The 22,340-nt window shown below is 62.1% G+C and carries 20 protein-coding genes; 13 read left to right on the top strand and 7 right to left on the bottom strand.

The annotated features are described in order from the left end of the window. Together pilQ and H7225_RS12055 are read left to right on the top strand one after the other, a co-directional pair. The coding region (gene pilQ / locus H7225_RS12060) for a type IV pilus secretin PilQ (protein WP_290662116.1) at window positions 1-904 on the top strand (904 nt) is incomplete at its 5' end. Window positions 905-922: 18 nt separating this feature from the next. Continuing rightward, on the top strand, window positions 923-1,459 hold the full coding sequence (locus H7225_RS12055) for a shikimate kinase (protein ID WP_290662114.1): 537 nt from the start codon (window positions 923-925) through the stop codon (window positions 1,457-1,459). Between the two features lie 4 nt (window positions 1,460-1,463). On the opposite strand, the gene galU is transcribed toward H7225_RS12055, so the two are convergent. Then, on the bottom strand, window positions 1,464-2,333 hold the full coding sequence (gene galU, locus H7225_RS12050; RefSeq protein WP_290662113.1) for a UTP--glucose-1-phosphate uridylyltransferase GalU: 870 nt from the start codon (window positions 2,331-2,333) through the stop codon (window positions 1,464-1,466). 80 nt (window positions 2,334-2,413) lie between these two features. Beyond that, window positions 2,414-5,263 carry a valine--tRNA ligase gene (locus tag H7225_RS12045; RefSeq protein ID WP_290662112.1) on the bottom strand — a complete coding sequence of 950 codons (2,850 nt, stop codon included), beginning with the start codon at window positions 5,261-5,263 and terminating at the stop codon, window positions 2,414-2,416. A gap of 217 nt (window positions 5,264-5,480) precedes the next feature. On the opposite strand from H7225_RS12045, the gene H7225_RS12040 reads away from it, so the two are divergent. From H7225_RS12040 to H7225_RS18340, 4 genes are read left to right on the top strand one after another with little or no spacing between them, the layout of a single operon-like run. Further along, window positions 5,481-5,927: a universal stress protein gene (locus H7225_RS12040; protein ID WP_290662111.1), complete on the top strand. Its 447-nt coding sequence runs from the start codon at window positions 5,481-5,483 to the stop codon at window positions 5,925-5,927. Between the two features lie 28 nt (window positions 5,928-5,955). Further along, entirely contained in the window at window positions 5,956-6,258 is a 303-nt protein-coding gene (locus tag H7225_RS12035; protein ID WP_290662120.1) for a DUF883 family protein, read from the top strand. Window positions 6,259-6,279: 21 nt separating this feature from the next. Then, window positions 6,280-6,708 (top strand): phage holin family protein, encoded by a 429-nt coding sequence (locus H7225_RS12030; protein WP_290662110.1) that lies wholly within the window; start codon window positions 6,280-6,282, stop codon window positions 6,706-6,708. Next, window positions 6,705-7,022, top strand: a complete 318-nt coding sequence (locus H7225_RS18340) for a YqjK family protein (RefSeq protein WP_366481452.1) — start codon at window positions 6,705-6,707, stop codon at window positions 7,020-7,022. Before H7225_RS12030 ends, H7225_RS18340 begins: the two co-directional genes overlap by 4 nt. Here the strand turns inward: H7225_RS18340 and H7225_RS12025 are convergent. Next, window positions 6,989-7,381 (bottom strand): hypothetical protein, encoded by a 393-nt coding sequence (locus H7225_RS12025; protein ID WP_290662108.1) that lies wholly within the window; start codon window positions 7,379-7,381, stop codon window positions 6,989-6,991. The genes H7225_RS18340 and H7225_RS12025 overlap by 34 nt on opposite strands. 123 nt (window positions 7,382-7,504) lie before the next feature. Here H7225_RS12025 and H7225_RS12020 point away from each other — a divergent pair, with 123 nt between their 5' ends. Next, window positions 7,505-9,904 carry a UvrD-helicase domain-containing protein gene (locus H7225_RS12020; protein ID WP_290662106.1) on the top strand — a complete coding sequence of 800 codons (2,400 nt, stop codon included), beginning with the start codon at window positions 7,505-7,507 and terminating at the stop codon, window positions 9,902-9,904. A gap of 16 nt (window positions 9,905-9,920) precedes the next feature. On the opposite strand, the gene H7225_RS12015 is transcribed toward H7225_RS12020, so the two are convergent. Both H7225_RS12015 and H7225_RS12010 read right to left on the bottom strand, forming a co-directional pair. After that, a complete protein-coding gene (locus H7225_RS12015; protein ID WP_290662104.1) occupies window positions 9,921-10,550 on the bottom strand; it encodes a response regulator transcription factor in 630 nt (209 codons plus the stop codon). Continuing rightward, window positions 10,547-11,644 (bottom strand): histidine kinase, encoded by a 1,098-nt coding sequence (locus tag H7225_RS12010; RefSeq protein ID WP_290662118.1) that lies wholly within the window; start codon window positions 11,642-11,644, stop codon window positions 10,547-10,549. The genes H7225_RS12015 and H7225_RS12010 overlap by 4 nt, the downstream gene beginning before the upstream one ends. Before the next feature lie 331 nt (window positions 11,645-11,975). Here H7225_RS12010 and H7225_RS12005 point away from each other — a divergent pair, with 331 nt between their 5' ends. The 6 genes from H7225_RS12005 to H7225_RS11980 all read left to right on the top strand — a co-directional run bounded on the left by H7225_RS12005 (window position 11,976) and on the right by H7225_RS11980 (window position 17,634). After that, window positions 11,976-12,431: a hypothetical protein gene (locus H7225_RS12005; protein ID WP_290662102.1), complete on the top strand. Its 456-nt coding sequence runs from the start codon at window positions 11,976-11,978 to the stop codon at window positions 12,429-12,431. A gap of 96 nt (window positions 12,432-12,527) precedes the next feature. Next, window positions 12,528-12,890: a response regulator gene (locus tag H7225_RS12000; RefSeq protein WP_290662100.1), complete on the top strand. Its 363-nt coding sequence runs from the start codon at window positions 12,528-12,530 to the stop codon at window positions 12,888-12,890. Window positions 12,891-12,951: 61 nt separating this feature from the next. Next, complete coding sequence (locus H7225_RS11995; RefSeq protein ID WP_290662098.1) at window positions 12,952-15,063, top strand: chemotaxis protein CheW; 2,112 nt, start codon at window positions 12,952-12,954, stop codon at window positions 15,061-15,063. A gap of 35 nt (window positions 15,064-15,098) precedes the next feature. Beyond that, the gene (locus H7225_RS11990) at window positions 15,099-15,575 is read left to right on the top strand and encodes a chemotaxis protein CheW (protein ID WP_290662096.1); all 477 of its coding nucleotides are present in this window, start codon (window positions 15,099-15,101) and stop codon (window positions 15,573-15,575) included. A 43-nt stretch (window positions 15,576-15,618) separates the two neighbouring features. Further along, window positions 15,619-16,080 carry a cache domain-containing protein gene (locus H7225_RS11985; protein WP_290662094.1) on the top strand — a complete coding sequence of 154 codons (462 nt, stop codon included), beginning with the start codon at window positions 15,619-15,621 and terminating at the stop codon, window positions 16,078-16,080. 21 nt (window positions 16,081-16,101) lie between these two features. Beyond that, the gene (locus H7225_RS11980) at window positions 16,102-17,634 is read left to right on the top strand and encodes a methyl-accepting chemotaxis protein (RefSeq protein ID WP_290662092.1); all 1,533 of its coding nucleotides are present in this window, start codon (window positions 16,102-16,104) and stop codon (window positions 17,632-17,634) included. Window positions 17,635-17,771: 137 nt separating this feature from the next. On the opposite strand, the gene H7225_RS11975 is transcribed toward H7225_RS11980, so the two are convergent. Both H7225_RS11975 and H7225_RS11970 read right to left on the bottom strand, forming a co-directional pair. Then, window positions 17,772-18,215 (bottom strand): HIT family protein, encoded by a 444-nt coding sequence (locus H7225_RS11975; RefSeq protein WP_290662090.1) that lies wholly within the window; start codon window positions 18,213-18,215, stop codon window positions 17,772-17,774. A gap of 1 nt (window position 18,216) precedes the next feature. Beyond that, the gene (locus H7225_RS11970; RefSeq protein WP_290662088.1) at window positions 18,217-22,206 is read right to left on the bottom strand and encodes an FAD/FMN-binding oxidoreductase; all 3,990 of its coding nucleotides are present in this window, start codon (window positions 22,204-22,206) and stop codon (window positions 18,217-18,219) included. Between the last annotated feature and the right edge of the window lie 134 nt (window positions 22,207-22,340).

The raw sequence follows: 22,340 nt of genomic DNA, 5'->3' as shown, positions 1-22,340 counted from the left end.
TGGCAGTGTCATTTATGAGACCCGCACCAACCAGCTCTTCGTCAATGACATTCCTTCCAAGCTGGAAGAGATCCAGCAACTGATCAGCAAGATCGACATCCCTGTGCGTCAGGTTTTGATCGAGGCTCGGATTGTGGAAGCCGATGACAGTTTTGGTCGGTCTTTGGGTGTGAAGCTGGGGGCCTCGAATAGCCGCGCTGGTTCCTACGGCACAGGTAAGATTGGCTCAGTGCTCACTGGCAGTTATCTGGGGGCAGGTCGTTTGAGCGGGCAGGTAGCTGACGAGGTGGATTTCATCCCGAACTCGCAATTCCTGAGTTTGCCAGCGACCGCATTGAATGGCTACAACGCGGCCACCATGGGTATTTCCTTGTTCAACTCAGGCGGAACGCGTTTTCTGAACCTGGAGTTGTCTGCCCTGGAAGCCGATGGTCGCGGCAAGATCGTGTCCAGTCCTCGCGTGATCACCGCTGACCAAGTGAAGGCATTGATCGAGCAAGGTACCGAATTGCCATACCAGACAGCCACATCCAGCGGCGCAACGGCCATTTCCTTCCGCAAAGCGAATCTCAAATTGGAAGTGACCCCTCAGATCACCCCTGAAGGCAGCATCATCCTTGATGTGGACATCAACAAGGACAGCGTGGGCCAAGTGACCACGGCAGGCTATGCGATCGACACCAAGCACGTGCAAACACAGGTGCTGGTTGAGAACGGCGGCACGGTGGTGATTGGCGGCATCTTCTTGCAGCAAGAAACAAACAACGAACAGAAGGTGCCTGTGCTGGGCGACATTCCCTACCTGGGGGTGCTGTTCAGGAACAATTCAAGGCAATCCAAGCGCTCTGAATTGCTGATCTTCTTGACCCCCAAAGTGGTCTCCGAGAAGGGCGCTTTGCGCTGAGCGAATCCTTTGGATGCTGTGATTGCACTCGTGGGGCTGCCGGGCGGCGGTAAATCAACTGTCGGGCGGCAACTGGCCAAGCGAATCAAGGCTCGCTTCATCGATTCAGACCTTGTGCTGGAAGAGCGGATCGGCATGCCCATCCGCTTGTTTTTTGAGCAGCATGGCGAGGATCTTTTCCGCGACCACGAAGAGGCAGTCGTTGATGAATTGACGCGCCAGGCCGAAGTGGGATCACCGTTGGTGATTGCCACCGGTGGTGGTGTGGTGTTGCGTCCAGCCAACCGCCGGCACCTCCGAGAGCGGGCCACGGTGGTTTACCTGCGCTCAACGCCTGAGGAGTTGTTTCGGCGCTTGAGGCACGACACGCAAAGGCCTCTGCTGCAGGTCAAGGACCCGATGGCCAAATTGCGCGAGCTTTATGAGCAGCGGCACCCTCTTTATGAAGAAACCGCGCACCACTGCATCGACACCGGTCGCCCTTCGGTCGGGGCCCTGGTCAACATGATCATGGTGCAGCTGGGTCTGGCGGAGTTAAATCCGCCAGAGGCCTGAGGGATCAGTTCAACTGCAGCTGTTGCAGGTATTGCTTGAGCCAGGGGCCGACTTGGCTGTGTTGCAAGCCCAGTTCGATGTTGGCCTCCAGAAAGCCTTCCTTGCTGCCGCAGTCATAGCGCTTGCCCTGGTACTGAAAGGCAAATACCTTTTCTCGGCGCAGCAAACCAGCAATGCCATCGGTGAGCTGGATTTCATTGCCCACGCCCCGAGGCTGCGAGCGGATCTGCTCAAAAATGCCCGGCGTCAAAATGTAGCGACCGGCCACGCCCAGGCGTGATAGCGCTTGCTCGGGGCTTGGCTTTTCAACGATGCGAGACACGTCCATCAAATGTGGGTTGACCTGGGTGCCCGCCACGATGCCGTAGCGCTTGGTGTGCTCTTGGGGAACTTCCTGCACGGCCAGGATCGACGAGCGCCACTGCGCGAATTGCTCAACCATCTGGCGCAGCACGGGCGTCTCGCCCACCATCAAGTCGTCGGCCAGCAAAACCGCGAACGGCTCGCCTCTGACCAGCCGTTCGCCGCACAGCACGGCATGCCCCAGCCCCAAGCTTTTGGGTTGGCGCACGAAGACGCACTCCATGTCGGCAGGTTTGATGGATTGCACGAGGCTCAGCAACTCATGCTTGCCGGCCTGCTCCAGCTCGTATTCCAGTTCAAATGCAGTGTCGAAATGGTCTTCGATGGGGCGTTTGTGCCGCCCCGTCACGAAGATCATTTCGCGGATGCCGGCCTCGTAGGCTTCTTCAACCGCGTATTGTATGAGCGGCTTGTCCACCACGGGCAGCATTTCCTTGGGCTGCGCCTTGGTGGCGGGCAGGAACCGGGTGCCCAGTCCGGCGACCGGGAAAATGGCCTTGGTGATTTGCATGCTTTGGATTCCTCAGTACAGCGCTCGATGTTGTCAGCCATGGAGCCATTGGCATGCAGATAGTTCCCTCACCGCGGGCATCACCCTAGTCGTTGGAACTGCTCACGCACCCTTTCCAAGGTGGCGGTGAAATCGGCCAGGCGCTGCTTTTCTTGTTCGACCACGGCGGCCGGCGCACGGGCCACGAAGCTCTCGTTGCCCAATTTGCCATGCACCTTGGTGATTTCACCTTGCAGGCGCTGGATTTCCTTGTCCAGGCGTTTGCGCTCGGCTTCCAGGTCGATCTCGACATGGAGCGCCAGGCGCGTTTCGCCTTGAACCACCACGGGGGCCAGGCTGGTGGCCTCGGTGAAGGCGGATTCGTCCAGCACCTTGACCTCGCTGAGCTTGGCCAGAGCCTTGATCAGCGGGGCGGCCTGGGTGACGAAGGCGGTGTCGCCCACGGTCAGCAGGGGCACGCGCTCGGCGGGCGACAGGCTCATTTCGCTGCGCAGGTTGCGGCAGGCGCCCACCAGGGCCTTGAGCTTGGCCACCCAGGCGTCGGATTCGGGGTCAATGCGGCCCAGGTCGGGCGTGGGGTAGGGCGCCAGCACGATGGATTCATCGGAGCCAGCGGTTTTGCGGCCGGCCACGGGGGCCACGGTTTGCCACAACTCTTCGGTGATGAAGGGGGTGATCGGGTGCATCAGGCGCAGGATGGTTTCGAGCACGCGGATCAGGGTACGGCGGGTGGCCCGTTGCTGAGCCTCGTTGCCGCTGTCCTTGGCGGCGTTGAGCTGCGCCTTGGCGATCTCAATGTACCAATCGCAGTACTCGTCCCAGACGAACTGGTAGAGCGCCGTGGCGACGTTGTCAAGGCGGAAGTCGGCGAAGGCTTGTTCGACGGTGGCTTCCAGGCGCTGCAGTTCGCTGACGATCCAGCGGTCGGCCGGGCTGAAGTCCAGGAAGCCGTCGATGGCGCAGGCACCCGGCGTGGGCGACTTCAAGCCGCAGTCCTGGCCTTCGCAGTTCATCAGCACGAACTTGGTGGCGTTCCAGAGCTTGTTGCAAAAATTGCGGTAACCCTCACAGCGCTTGCTGTCGAAGTTGATGCTGCGGCCCAGGCTGGCCAAGGCGGCGAAGGTGAAGCGCAGGGCGTCGGCGCCGTAGCCGGGGATGCCATCCGGGAATTCCTTCTCGGTGTTCTTGCGAACCTTGGGCGCGGTTTCAGGTTTGCGCAGGCCGGTGGTGCGCTTGTCCAGCAAGGGCGCCAACTCAATGCCGTCGATCAGGTCGACCGGGTCGAGCACATTGCCTTCGGACTTGGACATCTTCTGGCCTTGGGCGTCGCGCACCAGGCCGTGGATGTAGACGTGCTTGAAGGGCACTTTGCCGGTGAAGTGCTTGGTCATCATGATCATCCGAGCGACCCAAAAGAAGATGATGTCGTAGCCGGTGACCAGCACGCTGGAGGGCAGGAAGAGGTCCTGCTCGATGGTTTTTTCAGGCCAGCCCAGGGTCGAGAAGGGCACCAGGGCCGATGAATACCAGGTGTCGAGGACGTCTTCGTCGCGCTGCAGGCTGCCGGTGTAGCCAGCGGCGGCGGCCTTGGCCTTGGCTTCGGCATCGGTGTGGGCCACGAAGATTTCGCCATTGTTGCCGTACCAAGCCGGGATCTGGTGGCCCCACCACAACTGGCGGCTGATGCACCAGTCCTGGATGTTGTTCATCCACTGGTTGTAGGTGTTGACCCACTGCTCGGGCACGAACTTGACCTCACCGCTTTCGACCACGTCGATGGCTTTTTGCGCGATGCTCTGGCCGGGCTGGCCATCGACCGAGGGGCCGGCCTTGTTCATGGCCACGAACCACTGGTTGGTCAGCATGGGCTCGATGATCTGGCCCGTGCGGGTGCAGCGCGGCACCATCAGCTTGTGCTTCTTGACCTCGACCAGCAGGCCTTGGGCATCCAGGTCGGCCACGATTTCCTTGCGGGCCACGAAGCGGTCCAGGCCCCGGTAGGCGGCGGGCGCTTCGTCGTTCACCTTCGCGTCGAGCGTGAAGATGGTGATCATGGGCAGGCCGTGGCGTTGGCCGACCGCGTAGTCGTTGTTGTCGTGCGCGGGCGTGACCTTGACCACGCCAGTGCCGAAGTCCTTGTCGACGTAGTCGTCGGCAATGATGGGCACCAGGCGGCCGCTCAAGGGCAGCTTGACGTTCTTGCCGATCAGGGCCTGGTAGCGCTCGTCTTCGGGGTGCACCATCACGGCGGTGTCGCCCAGCATGGTCTCAGGGCGCGTGGTGGCCACGACCAGCGACGAGCTGCCATCTTCCAGCGGATAGCGGATGTGCCACATCGAGCCTTCTTCTTCCTCGCTCTCGACTTCCAGGTCGGACACGGCGGACTTGAGGACCGGGTCCCAGTTGACCAGGCGCTTGCCACGGTAGATCAGGCCTTGCTCGAACAGCGTGACGAAGGTGTCGGTGACCACCTTGGACAGCTTCTCGTCCATGGTGAAGTATTCGTGCTCCCAGCTGACGCTGGCGCCCATGCGGCGCATCTGGCGCGTGATGGTGGTGCCGCTTTCTTCCTTCCATTCCCAGATGCGGGCGACGAAGTTCTTGCGGCCCAACAGGTGGCGGGTCAGCTTTTGCTCTTGCAACTGGCGCTCCACCACGATCTGGGTGGCGATGCCGGCGTGGTCGGTGCCGGGCACCCACAGCGTGTTGTGGCCCAGCATGCGGTGGTAGCGCGTGAGCGAATCCATGATGGTCTGGTTGAACGCGTGCCCCATGTGCAGCGTGCCGGTCACATTCGGTGGCGGCAGCTGGACCGAGAACGAAGGCTTGCTCGGGTCCAGGGTGGGCGTGTACAGGCCGCGTTGCTCCCACAGCGGGCCCCATTGGGCTTCAATCGGTGCGGGGTCGAAGGATTTGGCAAGTTCGGTCATGGTGGGCGTGTGCTGTGTGCGGAAAAGCCAGGCGGTCTCGGCGTTGCCCCGATTTTAGTTGGGCGGACGGTTTTTTGAGCGGGCAAGCCAATTGCTGGTAAATCCTGCGCTGGATCAAGGTCATGGCCACTCCAGCGGTCCATTGGCTTGTAAGGGGGGCGCAATGGTCCTACGATAGCCTGGATGGTGGAATGGTTGTCACTTTGAAGGGGTTCAAATGTACGAGCACTTATTGGTACCGGTGGATGACAGCGAGCTGTCCGACAAGGCGATGGAAACCAGCGTGGGCTTGGCCAAACTGCTGGGCGCGACGATCACCGGCTTCACGGTCGAGCCGCCATTGCCGCCCATGGTGATGGAGCAGGTGGCCATCGCTTACACGGCGGCCACCATCCAGGACCACCAGGCCAGTTGCGAGGCGCACGCTCGCAAGGTGCTGAAGCGTTTCGCGGACCGGGCGGTAGCGGCCGGTGTGCATTTTGACGGCCAGTTCATGGTGACTGAAGGCATTCAGCAAGCGATCGTGGACACGGCCGAGCGCCAAAAGTGCGATTTGATCGTGATGGCATCCCACGGGCGCCATGGCTTTGATGCACTGATCCACGGGTCGCTGACCAAGAGTGTGTTGTCTCACAGCAAGCTGCCCTTGCTGATCATCCATTGATTCAATCCAGGAGAAAACGATGTCTGAACTGAGCGCTGCCCAAAAAGACAAATTGATGGCCGACCTGAAAGCGGTGTTGGTCGATGCCGAGGCTTTGTTGGCGGCCACGGCCCACGATGCCAGCGCCGGCGTGGTCGAGTTGCGAGCCAAGGCGCAGGCCACCTTGGCGCGGGCCAAGGACGGGCTTCTCGATGCCCAGGGGGCGGTGATCGACAAGGCCAAGGCCGCTGCCAAGGCCACGGACGGGTACGTCCATGAAAACCCATGGAAGTCGGTGGGCGTGGCGGCGGGCGTGGGTTTGCTGCTGGGCATGCTGATTGGTCGGCGCTGACGTGACCTGCGGGCTTGCCTGATGGCTGAATCGACCACGCCATCGACTTCGCCAGGCGGTTTGCTGTCGTCTTTGCGAGGTTTGATGGCCACCTTGCTGGCCATTTTTCAAACCCGGTTGGCGTTGTTGGCCACCGAGCTGGAAGAAGAAAAACTGCGTCTGCTCAAGGTGCTGGCGTGGGGGGCGGTGGCACTGTTGCTGGGGGGCATGGGCTTGCTGTTCGCGGCCGCCTTCATCACGGTCTTGTTTTGGGATGAGCATCGCTTGCTGGCGCTGGGCTTGATGGCCGCTTTTTTTGTTCTGGCTTGCATGGTGGCGGTGTCGCGTGCAAATGCACATTGGCAGGCCGCGACCGGGTTGCTGAGTGCCACTTTGGCCGAGCTTGACCACGACCGTCGTGCCTTGATGCCGACCGGGCAAGCCGATCATCAGGATGATGAAGCGCCATGAGCGCCGCGCGTTTCCAGGAGTTGGCGCTCAAAAAGCAGCTTTTGCAGCAGCGGAGCGCGGCGCTGCGCGGCAGCCTCGCGGCCCAATCATCCGCCGCTTTGACCCCGGCTTTTGCGGTGGTGGACCGTGTCCACGAAGGTGCACGTTGGTTGGCGGCCCATCCGGCCTTGGTTTCTGGGGTAGCAGCGGGTGTGGCGGTGGTGCTGTTTCGGCGCCGCCGCAACGGGCCGTGGGCTTGGGTCCGTCGGGCGTGGTGGCTTTGGCGAACCTGGCGCCAGCTTCAGCCCCTGTTGGTGGGCAAGGCAAACACATAGCTGGCGGCACAGATCGCCAGCAGCATGAGTGTGGCTGTCAGGCTCCAGCGCCAACTCTGACGGTTTTTGCCGAAGGAGGCAGCGGGCGCCAGGTTTTGCTGTGCTTGCCAGGCATCCCAGGCTAAGCGGTCTGATGCGCGCAAAGTGCCACCGCCTGGCAAGGTGACGATGCGTACTCCTGGCTCCTCTGGGTGATCGGGCCATTGCACGTGGTGGATGGGAACCTGCCGCAAGATGCCATGGCCCGCCAGTTCCAGCATGCCTTGGGATACCCAGATGCTCACGGCTTGAGCCTGATCGCTGCGGCCATCGTGGTAGTCCACGGTCAATCGGGTGGGGTCGGTGTGGGGCGTGTTCATGGGTGGTCAAGCCGGGCTTGGGCCATGAATGCAGACGAGCCCGAAGGCAGTGAAGCCAAGGGCGAGAAAGTGGCCGACATGTTATTTCCCTGAGTATTGGCGGATGCCGCCTACAATTTTTAGATGATTTCAAATTCGTCTGACCCAGGATTCTTTCCCCAAACCGGCCCCCAGGGCAATTCCCCCTTGTTGGTGGGTCTCAATGCCGAGCAACTGGCGGCCGTGACCGCGCCACCCGGGCCGCTGCTGATTTTGGCGGGGGCCGGCTCGGGCAAGACCCGGGTGCTGACCACGCGCATTGCCTGGTTGATGCAGACCGGCCAGGTGTCGCCCGTCGGCGTTTTGGCAGTGACCTTCACCAACAAGGCGGCCAAGGAAATGCTGACGCGGCTGTCGGCCATGTTGCCCATCAACGCACGGGGTTTGTGGATTGGCACCTTCCACGGGCTGTGCAATCGGTTTTTGCGGGCGCACTACAAGCTGGCGGGCCTGCCGCAGTCCTTCCAGATTTTGGACACGCAAGACCAGTTGTCGGCCGTCAAGCGCATCATCAAGGGTTTGAAGTTCGATGACGAAAAGTGCATCCCCAAACAGACCAGCTATTTCATTGCCAATGCCAAGGACGATGGCAAACGCCCCAAGGACATCACCCCGCGCGACGAGGTGGGGCGCATGCAGCTGGAGGTTTACCAGGCCTACGAAGACCAATGCCAGCGCGAGGGCGTGGTTGATTTTGCCGAGTTGATGCTGCGCACCTATGAGCTGATGCGCGACCATGCCGAGCTGCGCGACCACTATCAGCGCCGCTTCAAGCACATCCTGGTCGATGAGTTTCAGGACACCAACCGCTTGCAATACGCCTGGTTGAAGATGTTCGCGGGGCGGCCTGAAGAGACCGGCAACAGCGTTTTCGCGGTGGGCGACGATGATCAGAGCATCTATGCGTTTCGCGGCGCGCAGGTCGGCAACATGGCGGATTTCGAGCGTGAGTTCCGCGTGCCCCGGGTCATCAAGCTGGAGCAGAACTACCGCAGCTTTGGGCACATCCTGGATGCGGCCAACAAGCTGATCTCGACCAACACGCGCCGCCTGGGCAAGAACCTGCGAACCGACGCCGGCGCGGGCGAACCCATCCGCATCTACGAGGCCAGCAGCGACTATGCCGAGGCCCAGTGGCTGGTGGACGAAGCCCGCCTGATGGTGCGCGAAGGCCATGCCCTGAAAGAGCTGGCAGTGCTGTACCGCAGCAATGCGCAATCGCGCGTGATCGAGTCGGCGCTGTTCAACGCCAGCGTGCCTTACAAGGTGTATGGCGGGCTGCGCTTTTTTGAGCGGGCCGAGGTGAAGCACGCGCTGGGTTACCTGCGTTTGTTGGAGAACCCCAACGACGACACCAGTTACCTGCGCGTGGTGAACTTTCCGGCGCGAGGCATTGGCGCGCGCACGCTGGAGGTGTTGCAGGATGCCGCCCGGGGCAGTGCCCGCAGCCTGTGGCAAAGCGTGACGGCGGTGCCGGGCAAGGCGGGCGGCAACCTGCAAGCCTTCAATGCCCTGATCGATGGCATGCGCGCCGCCACCCAAGGGCTGACCTTGCGCGAGATCATCGAGCACGTGGTGGAGGCCAGTGGCCTGGCCGACTTTTACCGGCTTGAGAAAGAAGGCCAGGATCGCCTGGAAAACTTGGCCGAGCTGGTGAACGCCGCTGAAGCCTTCGTGACCCTGGAAGGGTTTGGCAAGGACGCGGTGGGCCTGCCGGTGGATGAGGTGCCTGGCACCATCGCGGAGGGCCTGCCCCGGGCGGTGGCACTGGCCGAGACCCTGCCCGATGCCGAGACCGGTGAGATCATCTCGCCCCTGGTCGCCTTCCTGACGCACGCGGCCCTGGAGGCGGGCGACAACCAGGCGCAGGCCGGCCAGGATGCCGTGCAGTTGATGAGCATCCACGCGGCCAAAGGCCTGGAATTCGACAGCGTGTTCATCACGGGCCTCGAAGAGGGTTTGTTCCCGCACGAGAACTCGATGACCGACACCGATGGGCTGGAAGAAGAGCGCCGCCTGATGTACGTGGCCATCACGCGGGCGCGCAGGCGCTTGCACATCAGCTTCAGCCAGACGCGCATGCTGCATGGCCAGATGCGTTACAACATCAAGAGCCGTTTCCTGGGTGAGTTGCCGGAAGAATCGTTGAAATGGTTGACGCCGCGCAACCAGGGCTTTGGTTCGGGTTTTGCCAAGCCTTACCAGGATGCGTGGGGCGGTGGGAAGGGCTCGGGCGGCTATTACGGCGCGAAGAAGGAAGACGATTTCAAGGACTTGACCGCGCCTTTGCCCAACAAGATGGCCCAGGCCAAGAACGAGGGTGGTTTCCGGTCAGGCCAAAGCGTGTTCCACAACAAGTTTGGCGAAGGCGTGGTGCTGACTTTGGAAGGCAAGGGCGCCGATGCCCGCGTTCAGGTCAACTTTGGCCGCCACGGCAGCAAGTGGTTGATGCTGAGTGTGGCCAAGCTGACCCCGATCGAATGACTGACGCTGGGGGCGTTCAGACCAGGCCGCTTCGGATGGCGTAGACCGTGAGCTCGGAGTTGTTGGCCAGGCCCAACTTTTCGAGCACGCGGGCGCGGTAGACGCTGACGGTCTTGGGGCTGAGCAAGAGCTTCTCGGCGATGTCTGACAGCTTTTTGCCCGAGGCGATCATCACCAGGGTTTGCAGCTCGCGGTCAGACAGCTTTTGGTGCGCGTCTTCAGGCGCGGGCGTGGTCAGGTTGTCGACCAGCATTTGCGCCATCTCGGGCGTGACGTATTTTTTGCCCTGCGATACCGTGCGCACGGCGGCCACGATCTGGGCCGCATCGCTGCCTTTGTTGAGATAGCCTGCCGCGCCGGCCTTCAAGGCGCGCATGGCGTACTGATCCTCCGGGTACATGGACACGACCAGCACCTTCAAGGTGGTGCCTTCCTCTTTCAGCACGTGCAGCACGTCCAGGCCACTGCGGCCAGGCAGGTTGATGTCCAGCACCAGCACGTCGCAGGACTTCGAGCGCAGCAATTCGCGCAGTTCGCCATAGTCTCCAGCCTCGCCGATGACGTCGATGTCGTCCGCATCGGCCAGCGTGTCGCGGATGCCGCGACGGATCAAGGCGTGGTCGTCACACAGAATCACTTTGATCATTGGGTACCCCATGCGGTGGGGTCGTCAGGGTCGCCTTCGGTACCGACGGTATCGATGCTCAATTCTGGCGCAATTGCATCCAGGAAACCATTTTCGGGGCTTGAGAGGGGCACCGACAGAATCAAGGTTGTGCCATCGGCGCCACTGCTGATGTCCACCCAACCGCCCACGGTTTCGGCCCGCTCATGCAAGCCCCGGATGCCAAAGGATTTCGCTTTGGCCAGGTCTTCGGGGCTCAGGCCTTTGCCGTTGTCGCTCATTTCAAGGGACAGCACGCCGCCGGCCTGGGCCAGATCGACGCTGACGCGCGTGGCTTGCGCGTGCTTGGACACGTTGGTGAGCGACTCTTGCGCGAAGCGGTAGGCCACCAGCGGCACGCCGGCCGACAGCACCATCTGCTCGTGGCTGGTGCGGAACTCGGTGGCGATGCCGGTGCGTTTGGCAAAGCGATCGCTCATCCATTGCAGGGCGGCCACCAGCCCTTGCTCCAGGATGGCCGGCCGCAGGTTGTGCATGATGCGCTGCGTGGCCTCGTGGGCCATGGTGACGGCCTCCATGGCCTGCTGGGCGTGCTCGGCGATGGCCGGCGTGGTGGCATGCCGAGCGATCCAGGCCAGGTCGAACTTGACGGCGGTGAGGGCCCCGCCCACGTCGTCATGGATCTCGCGGGCGATGGCGGCGCGCTCTTGCTCGATGGTGGTTTGCAAATGCTGGGCAAGTTCGCGGATTTGTTGGCGCGAGCGGGTCAGGGCCAGGTCGGCATACTGTTTCGCAATGCGGGTGCGGTTGGCTTCGATGGCCAGCAGGGCGGCCGGGGCCAGGCGCGCCAGGTTGCTTTTCAGCAGGTAGTCGTTGGCGCCGTTGCGCATGGCCAGCACGGCGATGTCTTCGCCGATCTCGCCAGACACCAGGATGAAGGGCACCAGCTTGCCCAGCGAGCGCACCTTGTCCAGCGCGGCCAGGCCGGAATAGCCGGGCAGGTTGTAGTCGGACAGGATCAAGTCCCATTCCTGTTCAAGGGCTTCGGCCAGGCTGGCCTCGTTTTCAACGCGCAGCACCTCGGCCAGGATGCCGCCCCGGCGCAGGTGAATCATCACCAGGTCATGGTCGGGCTCGCTGTCTTCCAGGTGCAGGACCCGGAGGCGGACGGGCGACTCGCTGGTTGCATAAGTGGGTGCCACAGGTGGCCGTGGAAAGGTGGGGAGCGTGAAATGGTCGGACACAGGGGGCCTTCAATCCTTCGATTTGCGCCAAGTTTTCCCGCCTCATTGTGACTACTCGGCGGCTGGATAAGTGAAAAATTCTAACAATCGCGCAAGTCCCGCGCATTTCCTGCCGATATAGGTGATGACCTCGGTGTGAAATGCGCACCGACATGACAGTCCCGCAGTTTGGGCCCAGAAACCAGGTTCAGTGGAGTCAAGGATGCTGACCAACGAAGAGAGCGAAGTGAGCGCCCCACCCGCAGAGATGTCCCTGCTGGCGGCTGCTGCTTTGCAGGACCACTTGATGACGGCGGCCAATGACCTGGAGCGACTTCAGCGTTTGCTGGACGACGCGTGCGGTGCCCTGATTGATGGTTTTCACGGCGCAGCCAGCCAATTGGGTGCGGTGATTGACCAAGGTGGCAAGGAGTTGCCCCCCGCCTTGCAGGAAACCTTGCAGACGCTGTACCGCGCAGTGACGGCGTTGCAATTTCAAGACATGGCGACCCAATTGATCGTTCACACCAACCGGCGCCTTCGCAGTTGCGCCGACCAGATCGCCCGCGATGCCATGGGCGATGACCCCGATGGCGAGGCGATCGTGGACGAAGGCCCCCTCAAGCCCAATCCCGTGACCCAGGACGAAATGGACGCTGGGTCTGTGGAGTTATTTTAAAGATTTTGTCCCATCTGCCGAAATACCAATTGTCGTTGATTGGTTTTTTTGGCCCCCTGACCTGTTCTGTTTTTATTCAAGCCCCCGGAGAGCGACATGCATTCAATCCTTGCCGTCGACGATTCAGCCTCAATGCGGCAGATGGTTTCTTTCACGCTCAAGAGCGCCGGCTACAACGTCGTCGAAGCCGTTGATGGCCAGGACGCCTGGGAAAAAGCGGGGGCGCGCAGTTTTGACCTGGTGCTGACCGACCAGAACATGCCCCGCATGGACGGCATCAGCCTGACCAAGAAGCTGCGCGAGAACCCGCAGTTCAAGGCCACGCCGATCCTGATCCTGACGACCGAATCCAGCGACCAGATGAAGATGGCTGGCCGTTCGGCCGGCGCCACGGGCTGGCTGGTCAAACCCTTCGACCCCAACAAATTGCTGGAAGTGATCAAGAAGGTGATTCGCTGAGGCGAGTCCACCAGGCATTGATTGAAGAAGCGACCGCGCACAAGATATTCAGGAGCCGGACATGGCAGAGATGAACACCGACAACAGCCAATCCGCAGGGATTGACCTTAGCCAGTTTTACCAAGTCTTCTTTGAAGAAGCCGGTGAGAACCTGGACAACATGGAGCGGCTCCTGCTCGGCCTGGACATCACCCAGGCGGATGACGAAGAACTGAACGCGATCTTCCGCTGCGCGCACTCGATCAAGGGTGGTGCGGCCACGTTTGGCTTCAACGACATGGCCGAGTTGACGCACCAGATGGAGACGCTGCTGGACAAGCTGCGCCGCCACGAGCTGGCCCCCAATGCGACCATGGTCGATGTGCTGTTGGCCTCGGGCGATGCGCTCAAGGCGCAACTGGCGCGGCACCAGGGCAATGGCGGCGATGAGATCGACACCACCGAACTGCTGTTCAAGGTGCGCGCCCTGGTGTCGGGCGAGGCACCGTTGGTCATGGCGGTCGCGTCGGTCGTGGTTCAGCCGGTGGCTGCTGCATCGGGGGCGGCCGTGCCCGCCCAGGGCAAGCGCGTGGTTGAGTTGCGTGTCGGGCCTTTGAGCAACCTGGCTCAGGCCGATGAACTGCGCGATCTGTTCAAAGAAATCGAAGGCTTGGGCACGATCGAAGATATGCCGGCCCTGCCAGAGCTGGCCAATACCCGCCGCTTCAAGCTGGAAACGGCGTCGGCCGAGTCCGATCTGCTGGACCTGTTCACCTTCCACGTGTCCCGCGAGGAGGTGGTCTTCCTGCCGTGGACGGCAGGCGGTGTGGCGATCGACCCTGACAAGGGCCTGTTCGAGGGGATGGCGGCGTCTGCAGATGAACTCGGCTACGGATTCTTTGACAACGCACCTGGCGCGCCCACAAGCCATGTCGTGGCGGTGTCCGCGCCTTTGTCCGAGAGTGTGCCCGCACCTTCATCGGCGGCCAAGCCCGCGGCCAAGGTGGACAAGCCTGCAGCCGCAGGCCTGGAATCGTCCACCATCCGCGTGTCGGTCGAAAAGGTTGACCAGCTCATCAACCTGGTCGGCGAACTGGTGATCACACAAGCCATGCTGGCGCAAAACAGCCGGGGGCTTGATCCGGTGCTGTACCAGCAACTGATCGGCGGTCTGACCGATCTGGACCGCAACACCCGCGACCTGCAAGAAGCCGTCATGTCGATCCGGATGATTCCGATGTCGACGGTGTTCAGCCGCTTCCCGCGCATGCTTCGCGACCTGGCCAACAAGCTGGGCAAGAAGGTCGACCTGGTCATGCAAGGTGAATCCACCGAGCTGGACAAGGGCTTGGTCGAGAAGATCATCGACCCGCTGACCCATCTGGTGCGCAACTCTTGCGACCACGGCGTGGAAATGCCCGCCGACCGCATCGCCAATGGCAAGCCTGAAGTGGGCACCATCACGCTGGCGGCATCGCACCAAGGCGGCTCGATCGTGATCGAAGTTCGCGACGATGGCCGTGGCCTGAACCGCGAAAAACTCATCAACAAGGCGCGCGAGAAAGGCATCGACGCGCCGGACACGATGACCGACTCCGAATGCTGGAGCCTCATCTTCGCCCCTGGTTTCTCAACAGTCGATGAAGTCACCGACGTGTCGGGCCGAGGCGTGGGCATGGACGTGGTCAAGCGCAACATCACCTCGCTGGGCGGCACGGTGGAGATCGACTCTGCTGAAGGCTACGGCATGCGCGTCTCGGTGCGCTTGCCGTTGACCCTGGCCATCATGGATGGCATGAGCGTGGGTGTGGGCGAAGAGGTCTACATCCTGCCGCTGTCGTCGGTGGTGGAGAGCTTCCAGGTCAACGAAGAGATGGTCAAGACCATCGGTGGCTCGGGCCGCGTCGTTGAGGTGCGCGAAGAGTACATGCCGGTGATCGAGCTGGAGAAAGTCTTCGGCGTGCCCCGTTTTGACTGGGAACACACCAGCGGGATCATGGTGGTGGTCGAGGCCGAAGGCGGTCGCGTAGCGCTGCTGGTGGACGAGCTGCTGGGGCAACAGCAAGTGGTCGTCAAGAACCTGGAAAGCAACTACCGCAAAGTCAATGATGTCTCGGGGGCCACCATCATGGGTGATGGCAGCGTGGCGTTGATTCTGGATGTTGGCAGCTTGGTGCGTCGTTCGCGCCATTGACCTGAACAACACGCAAATACCTTGGAGAACAAGCCATGGGCATGATGGAAAAATTGGACCTGCAGACCGACCTGGCGCGCGAGTACCTGACCTTTCGACTGGGCGATGAAGAGTACGGCATCGACATCCTGAAGGTGCAAGAGATTCGTGGCTACGAGAACCCCACGCGCATCGCCAACGCATCGCACTTCCTCAAGGGGGTGGTCAACCTGCGGGGCACGATTGTCCCCATCGTTGACCTGCGCTTGCGCTTTGGCTGCGCCTCGGCGGAGTACAACGCCTTCACGGTGTCCATCGTCTTGCGCATCGGCCACCGTACCATCGGCACGGTGGTTGATTCGGTGAGCGACGTGATGGAGATTCCAGCCGAGGCCGTGCGGCCCGCCCCTGAAATGCATTCGGCCATCGACGCCAGCTTCGTCCGTGGGCTGGCCCAGGTGGGCGAGCGCATGGTGATCTTGCTGGACATCGAAGGTCTGTTGATGAGCCCCGACATGGGCTTGGCTGATTGACCTTGATTTTCGTTTTCCCCCTCACCATTGATTGGACGCTGACATGAAAACCAAACTCGCGCTGATGTTGTCTCTGGCTCTGTCAGTGGGGGCGTTTAGCGTCCATGCCGCTGAAGGTGGTGCCACCAAGGATGAGGCGGTGGCGATGGTTAAGAAGGGCGTGGCCTACGTCAAGTCGGCCGGCAAGGACAAGGCCTATGCCGACATCAGCGACAAGGCCAATGCCGAATTCCGCCACCAGGATTTGTACCTGACGGTCTACGCGCTGGATGGCACCGTCAAGGCGCATGGCGCCAACGCCAAGATGATTGGCAAGAACCTGATCGAGTTGAAAGACATCGATGGCAAGGCCTTCGTGAAAGAGCGCGTGGACATGGCCAAGGCCAACGCCACGTTCTGGCAGGACTACAAGTTCACCAACCCCGAGACCAAGAAGATCGAGCCCAAGAGCATGTATTGCGAGAAGCTCGAAGACACCGTGGTTTGCGGTGGCATCTATAAATAAACAGTTGCGACCGCTCCCCACATGAAACTGCGTACCAAACTGATGGCGGCGCCGGCTCTCGCCAGCGTCGTCCTGTTCCTGGCTTTGCTGGGCTTTGTGTGGGTGCTGTCCAACGACCGCCAGAACAGTCAACGCACGCACGACAGCAGCCTGCAACAGCAGTTGGCCATCGTGGGTGTGGCGGGCAAGCTCGCCGAGGTCCATGTGTCGCTGTACCGCACGATTGCCTTGATTGCCTCGCTCAGCGAGGACCAAGTCAAGCAACGCCGGCAGGCCTTGCCCGTGGCAGTGGCCGGCATTCAAAAGGCGGTGGCCGACAGCTTCACCGCTGGCGAGCTGAGCACTGAATCGACCAAGGCTTTCGAGCAATCCATGACCGACTACGTCAAGGCGGCCGACAGCGCCATTGACCTGTCCACCATGGACGCCAACACCGGCGTGGCCGCCTTGCAAACCGCTGATGGCTACTTCAAGAAGTCGGCCGAGCACATGTTTGCTTTGGTCACGCGGGTGCAAAAGAACGCGGAAGGCGAAGTCGTGGCACTGGAGGCCAAGTCACGCGCCACGCAGATCGCCATCGCGACCGTGGCCGGGCTGGCTGGCCTGTGTTCCTTGCTGGTAGCGTGGAGCAGTCAGGGCCGCGTGGTCCGAGACCTGCAAATGGCGGTGAAGGCCGCCGACGAGGTGGCCGAAGGGCGCTTTGACCTCGTGCTGGAAAGCCGCCACGACGACGAGATCGGCCAGTTGCTGAAGGCGCTGGGTCGCATGGTGACGCAGTTGTCCCGCTCCATCAACACGGTTCGCCTGGCTGCCAACTCTATTGGAACGGCGTCCAGCGAGATCGCCGCAGGCAACCAGGATCTCAGCCAGCGCACCGAGAACACGGCCTCCAGCCTGCAGGAAACCGCATCGTCCATGGCCCAGCTGACCACCACCGTGCGTCACACAGCCGAGTCGGCCCGTTCGGCCGATGCCCTGGCCAATGCGGCAGCTGATTCAGCGCGCCGGGGCGGCGAGGTGATGTCGCAGGTCGTGTCCAACATGGCCGAGATCGACATCGCCTCGCGCAAGATCAACGAGATCATCAGCGTGATCGATGGCATCGCTTTTCAGACCAACATCCTGGCCCTGAATGCCGCCGTGGAGGCCGCGCGGGCTGGCGAGCAAGGTCGTGGTTTCGCGGTGGTGGCCAGCGAGGTGCGATCGCTGGCGCAACGCAGTGCTGGCGCCGCGCGCGAGATCAAGACTTTGATCGGCGCCTCGTCAGAGCGGGTCGAGGCGGGCGCACGACTGGTGGGCGAGGCCGGCAAGTCCATGCAGGACATCGTTGAGGGTGTTCAGCGGGTCACGCAAATCATTGGCGAGATCATGCTGGCAGCCGAACAGGAATCACTTGGCATCACGCAGGTCAGTTTGGCGGTGACGCAACTGGACCAGATGACACAGCAGAACGCGGCTTTGGTGGAGCAATCGGCGGCGGCTGCTGAGAGCCTCAAATCACAGTCGCACACCTTGACCGAAGTGGTCAGCCAGTTTCGTCTGGCGCAAAACTGATCGATCGTCCTGCATCTGATGGCCGAAGGCGGTACCAGTGCCGCGCGCAGTACGCCTGCTGACAGGGGGCCTGCAACACTGTTTGCCTTTCCCCCCGAGCTGGACCACGTTCGCAAGTGATTGAGCCTTAGCTCAGCTCAGCTCAGCGCGGCCCGGATGGCGGTGTCCAGGATCGCCAACTCGGCACGCAGGCCATCCCAACGTTTGGCGGCCACCTCGCGTTGCGCCGATCCCCAGATGGGCTGAGGAAAGTGCATGTCATCGGCAAAGCGCGCGATGACATGCCAATGCAGGTGCGGCACCACATTGCCCAGGCTGGCCAGGTTGACCTTGGTGGGCTGCAGGTGTTCGCGCACCAAAGACTCTACCTTGGACACCACGTCCATCAGGTAGACCCGGTCGGCCGTTGGCAAGTCGGTGAACTCGGCCGCGTGGTCGTTCCAGATCACCCGGTAAAAGCCGGGGTAGTCCACGTCCAGCACGCGGATCACCCGAAGCTTCAGATTGCGCACGACCAGGAAACCGCCATCGGCCACGCACAACGCGCAACCCGGCTTGCGGGTGGTGTCCAACTGGCCCATGTCAGACCAGCACGCGCTCGATGCCGCCATCATTGGCGCGCTTGACGTAGTCGGGCATCCAGTTCTCGCCCAAGATCTGGCGCGCCATTTCGACCACGATGTAGTCGGCCTCGAGCAGGCCGTTTTGCAGGTCGTCCTCAAAGCGGCTCAGGCCTTGCAGGCAGCTGGGGCAGGAGGTCAGGATCTTGACGTTTTCCTTGGCGCCAACCTTGCCCTCGGCACGCAATTGCGCTTCGCCCTTGAGGATCTCTTCTTCCTTGCGGAAGCGGATCTGCGTGGAGATGTCGGGCCGCGTGACGCCCAAAGTGCCCGATTCACCGCAGCAGCGTTTTGATTCGATCACGTTGTCGCCCAGCAGCGCCTTGACCGTCTTCATCGGCTCTTGCAGCTTCATGGGGCTGTGGCAGGGGTCGTGGTACAGGTACGAGTTCTTGCCGGCCAGGGTGATGCCCTTTTCAAGCAGGTACTCGTGGATGTCGATGATTCGGCAACCAGGGAAGATCTTGTCGAACTGGTAGCCCTGCAGCTGGTCGTAGCAGGTGCCACAACTCACCACCACCGTTTTGATGTCCAGGTAGTTCAGCGTGTTGGCCACGCGGTGGAACAGCACCCGGTTGTCGGTGATCATCTTCTCGGCCTTGTCGAACTGGCCCGAGCCGCGTTGCGGGTAGCCGCAGCACAAGTAGCCCGGCGGCAGCACGGTCTGCACGCCGGCATGCCACAGCATGGCTTGCGTGGCCAGGCCCACTTGCGAGAACAAACGCTCGGACCCACAACCTGGGAAGTAAAACACCGCCTCGGTGTCCGCCGCCTGCTTGGGGTTGCGGATGATGGGGACGTAGTCCTTGTCCTCGATGTCCAGCAAGGCGCGCGCGGTTTTCTTGGGGAGGCCTCCGGGCAGCTTCTTGTTGATGAAGTGGATGATCTGCGCTTTGATCGGCGCGGAGCCCACCGACGCTGGCGGTGCGCTGGTCTGCTTGCGGGCCACCACCTTCATCAGGTCATGGGCCACGCGCTGCGCCTTCATCCCCACGCCCACCATGGCCGAACGGGCCAGCTTGATGGTCTCGGGGTTGGTGGCGTTGAGCATGAACATGGCGGCGGCATTGCCGGGCCGAAAGCTTTTCTTGCCCATCTTGCGCAGCAGGTTGCGCATGTTCATCGACACGTCGCCGAAATCGATGTTGACCGGGCAGGGCGACAGGCACTTGTGGCAGACCGTGCAGTGGTCGGCCACGTCCTCAAACTCTTCCCAGTGCTTGATGGACACGCCCCGGCGCGTTTGCTCTTCGTACAAGAAGGCTTCGACCAGCAGCGAAGTGGCGAGGATTTTGTTGCGCGGGCTGTAGAGCAGGTTGGCGCGTGGCACGTGGGTGGCGCACACAGGCTTGCACTTGCCGCAGCGCAGGCAATCCTTGATGGACGTGGCGATCTCGCCGATGTCCGACTGCTGCATGATCAGGGATTCGTGCCCCATCAGGCCGAAGCTGGGCGTGTAGGCCTCGCTCAGGTCGGCGTTGTGCACGTCGTCGCCCAAAGCCTTCAAGGCGGCGCCGCGCAGCAGCTTGCCTTTGTTGAAGCGGCCATGCGGGTCAACGCGTGCCTTGTAGGCCGTGAAGTCGGCCAGCTCGGCATCGCTCATGAACTCAAGCTTGGTGATGCCGATGCCGTGTTCTCCCGAGATCACGCCGTCCAGCGAACGCGCCAGCTTCATGATGCGGGCCACGGCTTCGTGCGCCGTCTGCAGCATCTCGTAGTTGTCGCTGTTGACCGGCAGGTTGGTGTGCACATTGCCGTCGCCGGCGTGCATGTGCAGGGCCGCCCACACGCGGCCGCGCAGCACTTCCTTGTGGATGCGCTTGGCCTCGGCCAGGATGGGCTCCATCGCCGAGCCGCTGAAAATCTTGGCGAACTCGTCGCGCAACTCGCGCTTCCAGCTCACGCGGATCGACCAGGTTTGCAGCAGGTTGAACACCGTGTCGCCGTCTTGCGGGGCGTAGGTGCCGTTGCGGTGTTGTTCGTAGCCTAGGGCCACCAAGTCGTCCCCAACTTGTGACAAAGGCGCGTCGATGCGCTCGTGCAAGAACTGCCACTTGGCCTTCGTTTCGTCCAGCAGGGCCAGGGCGCGCTGCACGCGCTCTTCCAGCTGTTCGGGGCTGGGCAGCTCGCTGGTGTCCTCGACCTTGCCCAGGGGCAGGTTGCCCTTGGCCATGAAGGCCTTGAGCTTGTCGACCAGGGCCAGCTTGTTGCGCAGGCTCAGCTCGATGTTGATGCGCTCGATGCCCAGCGTGTATTCGCCCATGCGTGGCAGTGGGATCACCACGTCTTCGTTCACCTTGAAGGCGTTGGTGTGCTTGGCGATGGCAGCGGTGCGCTTGCGGTCGGCCCAGAATTTCTTGCGGGCATCGGCGCTCACGGCCACGAAGCCTTCGCCGCTGCGGCAGTTGGCAAAGCGGATGACCTGGCTGGTGGCCAATGCGACGCGGTTCTCGTCGTCACCGACGATGTCGCCGATCAGGACCATCTTGGGCAGCACGCCGCGCTTGCTCTTGGTGGCGTAGCCGACGGCGCGCAGGTAGCGGTCGTCCAGGTGCTCCAGGCCGGCCAGGATGGCGCCGCCAGGCTGGGCCATCTCGGTGAACATGAAGTCCTTGATCTCGACGATCGAGGGCACGGCATCTTTGGGGTTGCCGAAAAATTCAAGGCACACGGTGCGCACGTGATTGGGCATGCGGTGCACGACCCAGCGGGCGCTGGTGATCAGGCCATCGCAGCCTTCTTTTTGGATGCCGGGCAGGCCGGCCAGAAATTTGTCGGTGACGTCTTTGCCCAGGCCTTCCTTGCGGAAGGTGCGGCCGGGAATGTCCAGTCGTTCGGTGCGGATGGGCGTCTTGCCATCGGCCTCGAAATAACGCAGCTCGAAGCTGGCCATGGGGATGTCGTGGATCTTGCCGAGGTTGTGGTTCAGGCGCACGACTTCCAGCCACTGGGCGTCGGGCGTGACCATGCGCCAGCTGGCCAGGTTGTCCAGCGCGGTGCCCCACAGCACGGCTTTTTTGCCGCCCGCGTTCATGGCGATGTTGCCGCCCACGCACGAAGCTTCGGCCGAGGTCGGGCCAACCGCGAACACGAAGCCTGCGCGCTCGGCCGCGTCGGCCACGCGCTGCGTCACCACGCCAGCGCCGGTCCAGACGGTGGCCACGGGGTGGTCGACGCCGGGCAGGTTGACCATCTCGACCTCGGTCATCTGCTCCAGTTTTTCGGTGTTAATGACCGCGCTGCGCCAGGTCAAAGGCACGGCGCCGCCGGTGTAGCCGGTGCCACCGCCGCGCGGAATGATGGTCAGGTCAAGCTCGACACAGCCCTTGACCAGGGCGGCCATCTCGTGCTCGGTGTCCGGGGTCAGCACCACGAAGGGGTACTCGACGCGCCAGTCGGTGGCATCGGTCACGTGCGAGACGCGGCTCAGGCCATCGAACTTGATGTTGTCGCCCGCGGTGACCTTGCCCAGTGTTTTGCGGGCGCGTTGGCGCAGGTCGTGCACGTGCTTGAAGTTCAAAGCGAAGCGGTCGATGCAGGCGCGTGCTGCCACCAACAACTCGCCCACCAGGGCGTCGCGGTGGGCATCGACCGGGTTGCTGGACGGCGTGCGGCGCTTGTCGATCTCGCTCAGGCGGTGGTGCAGCGCGTCGATCAACTGGCCCCGGCGTTTGGGGTTGTCCAGCAGGTCGTCCTGCAGATACGGGTTGCGCTGCACGACCCAGATGTCGCCCAGCACTTCATACAGCATGCGGGCGGAGCGGCCGGTCTGGCGCTCGGTGCGCAACTGGCTCAGCAGTTCCCAGGCGCGCACGCCCAGCAGGCGCTGCACGATTTCGCGGTCGGAAAACGAGGTGTAGTTGTAGGGAATTTCGCGCAAGCGCGGTGCGCCGTCGGCGTGAGCCTCGGCAGCATGTGGGGGCAATTGAGTCAGCGGGAGCGGTGCGTTCATGTCGAGGCGCCAGGCGCGGCCGGGGTAAAAAAACGGCGGCAAGGAGTGCGAAAAGCAGGGTGCGGACGGTTTTCGCGCCTGAGGGGTGATGTTACCGCAGCAGGTGATCTCCCCATCGCAGGCACACAGTGGCA

This window comes from Aquabacterium sp. (assembly GCF_014378415.1).
Classification (GTDB): Bacteria; Pseudomonadota; Gammaproteobacteria; order Burkholderiales; family Burkholderiaceae_C; genus Aquabacterium.
Note: the sequence above shows the minus strand (reverse complement) of the source record. Positions and strands in the feature narration are given on the sequence as shown.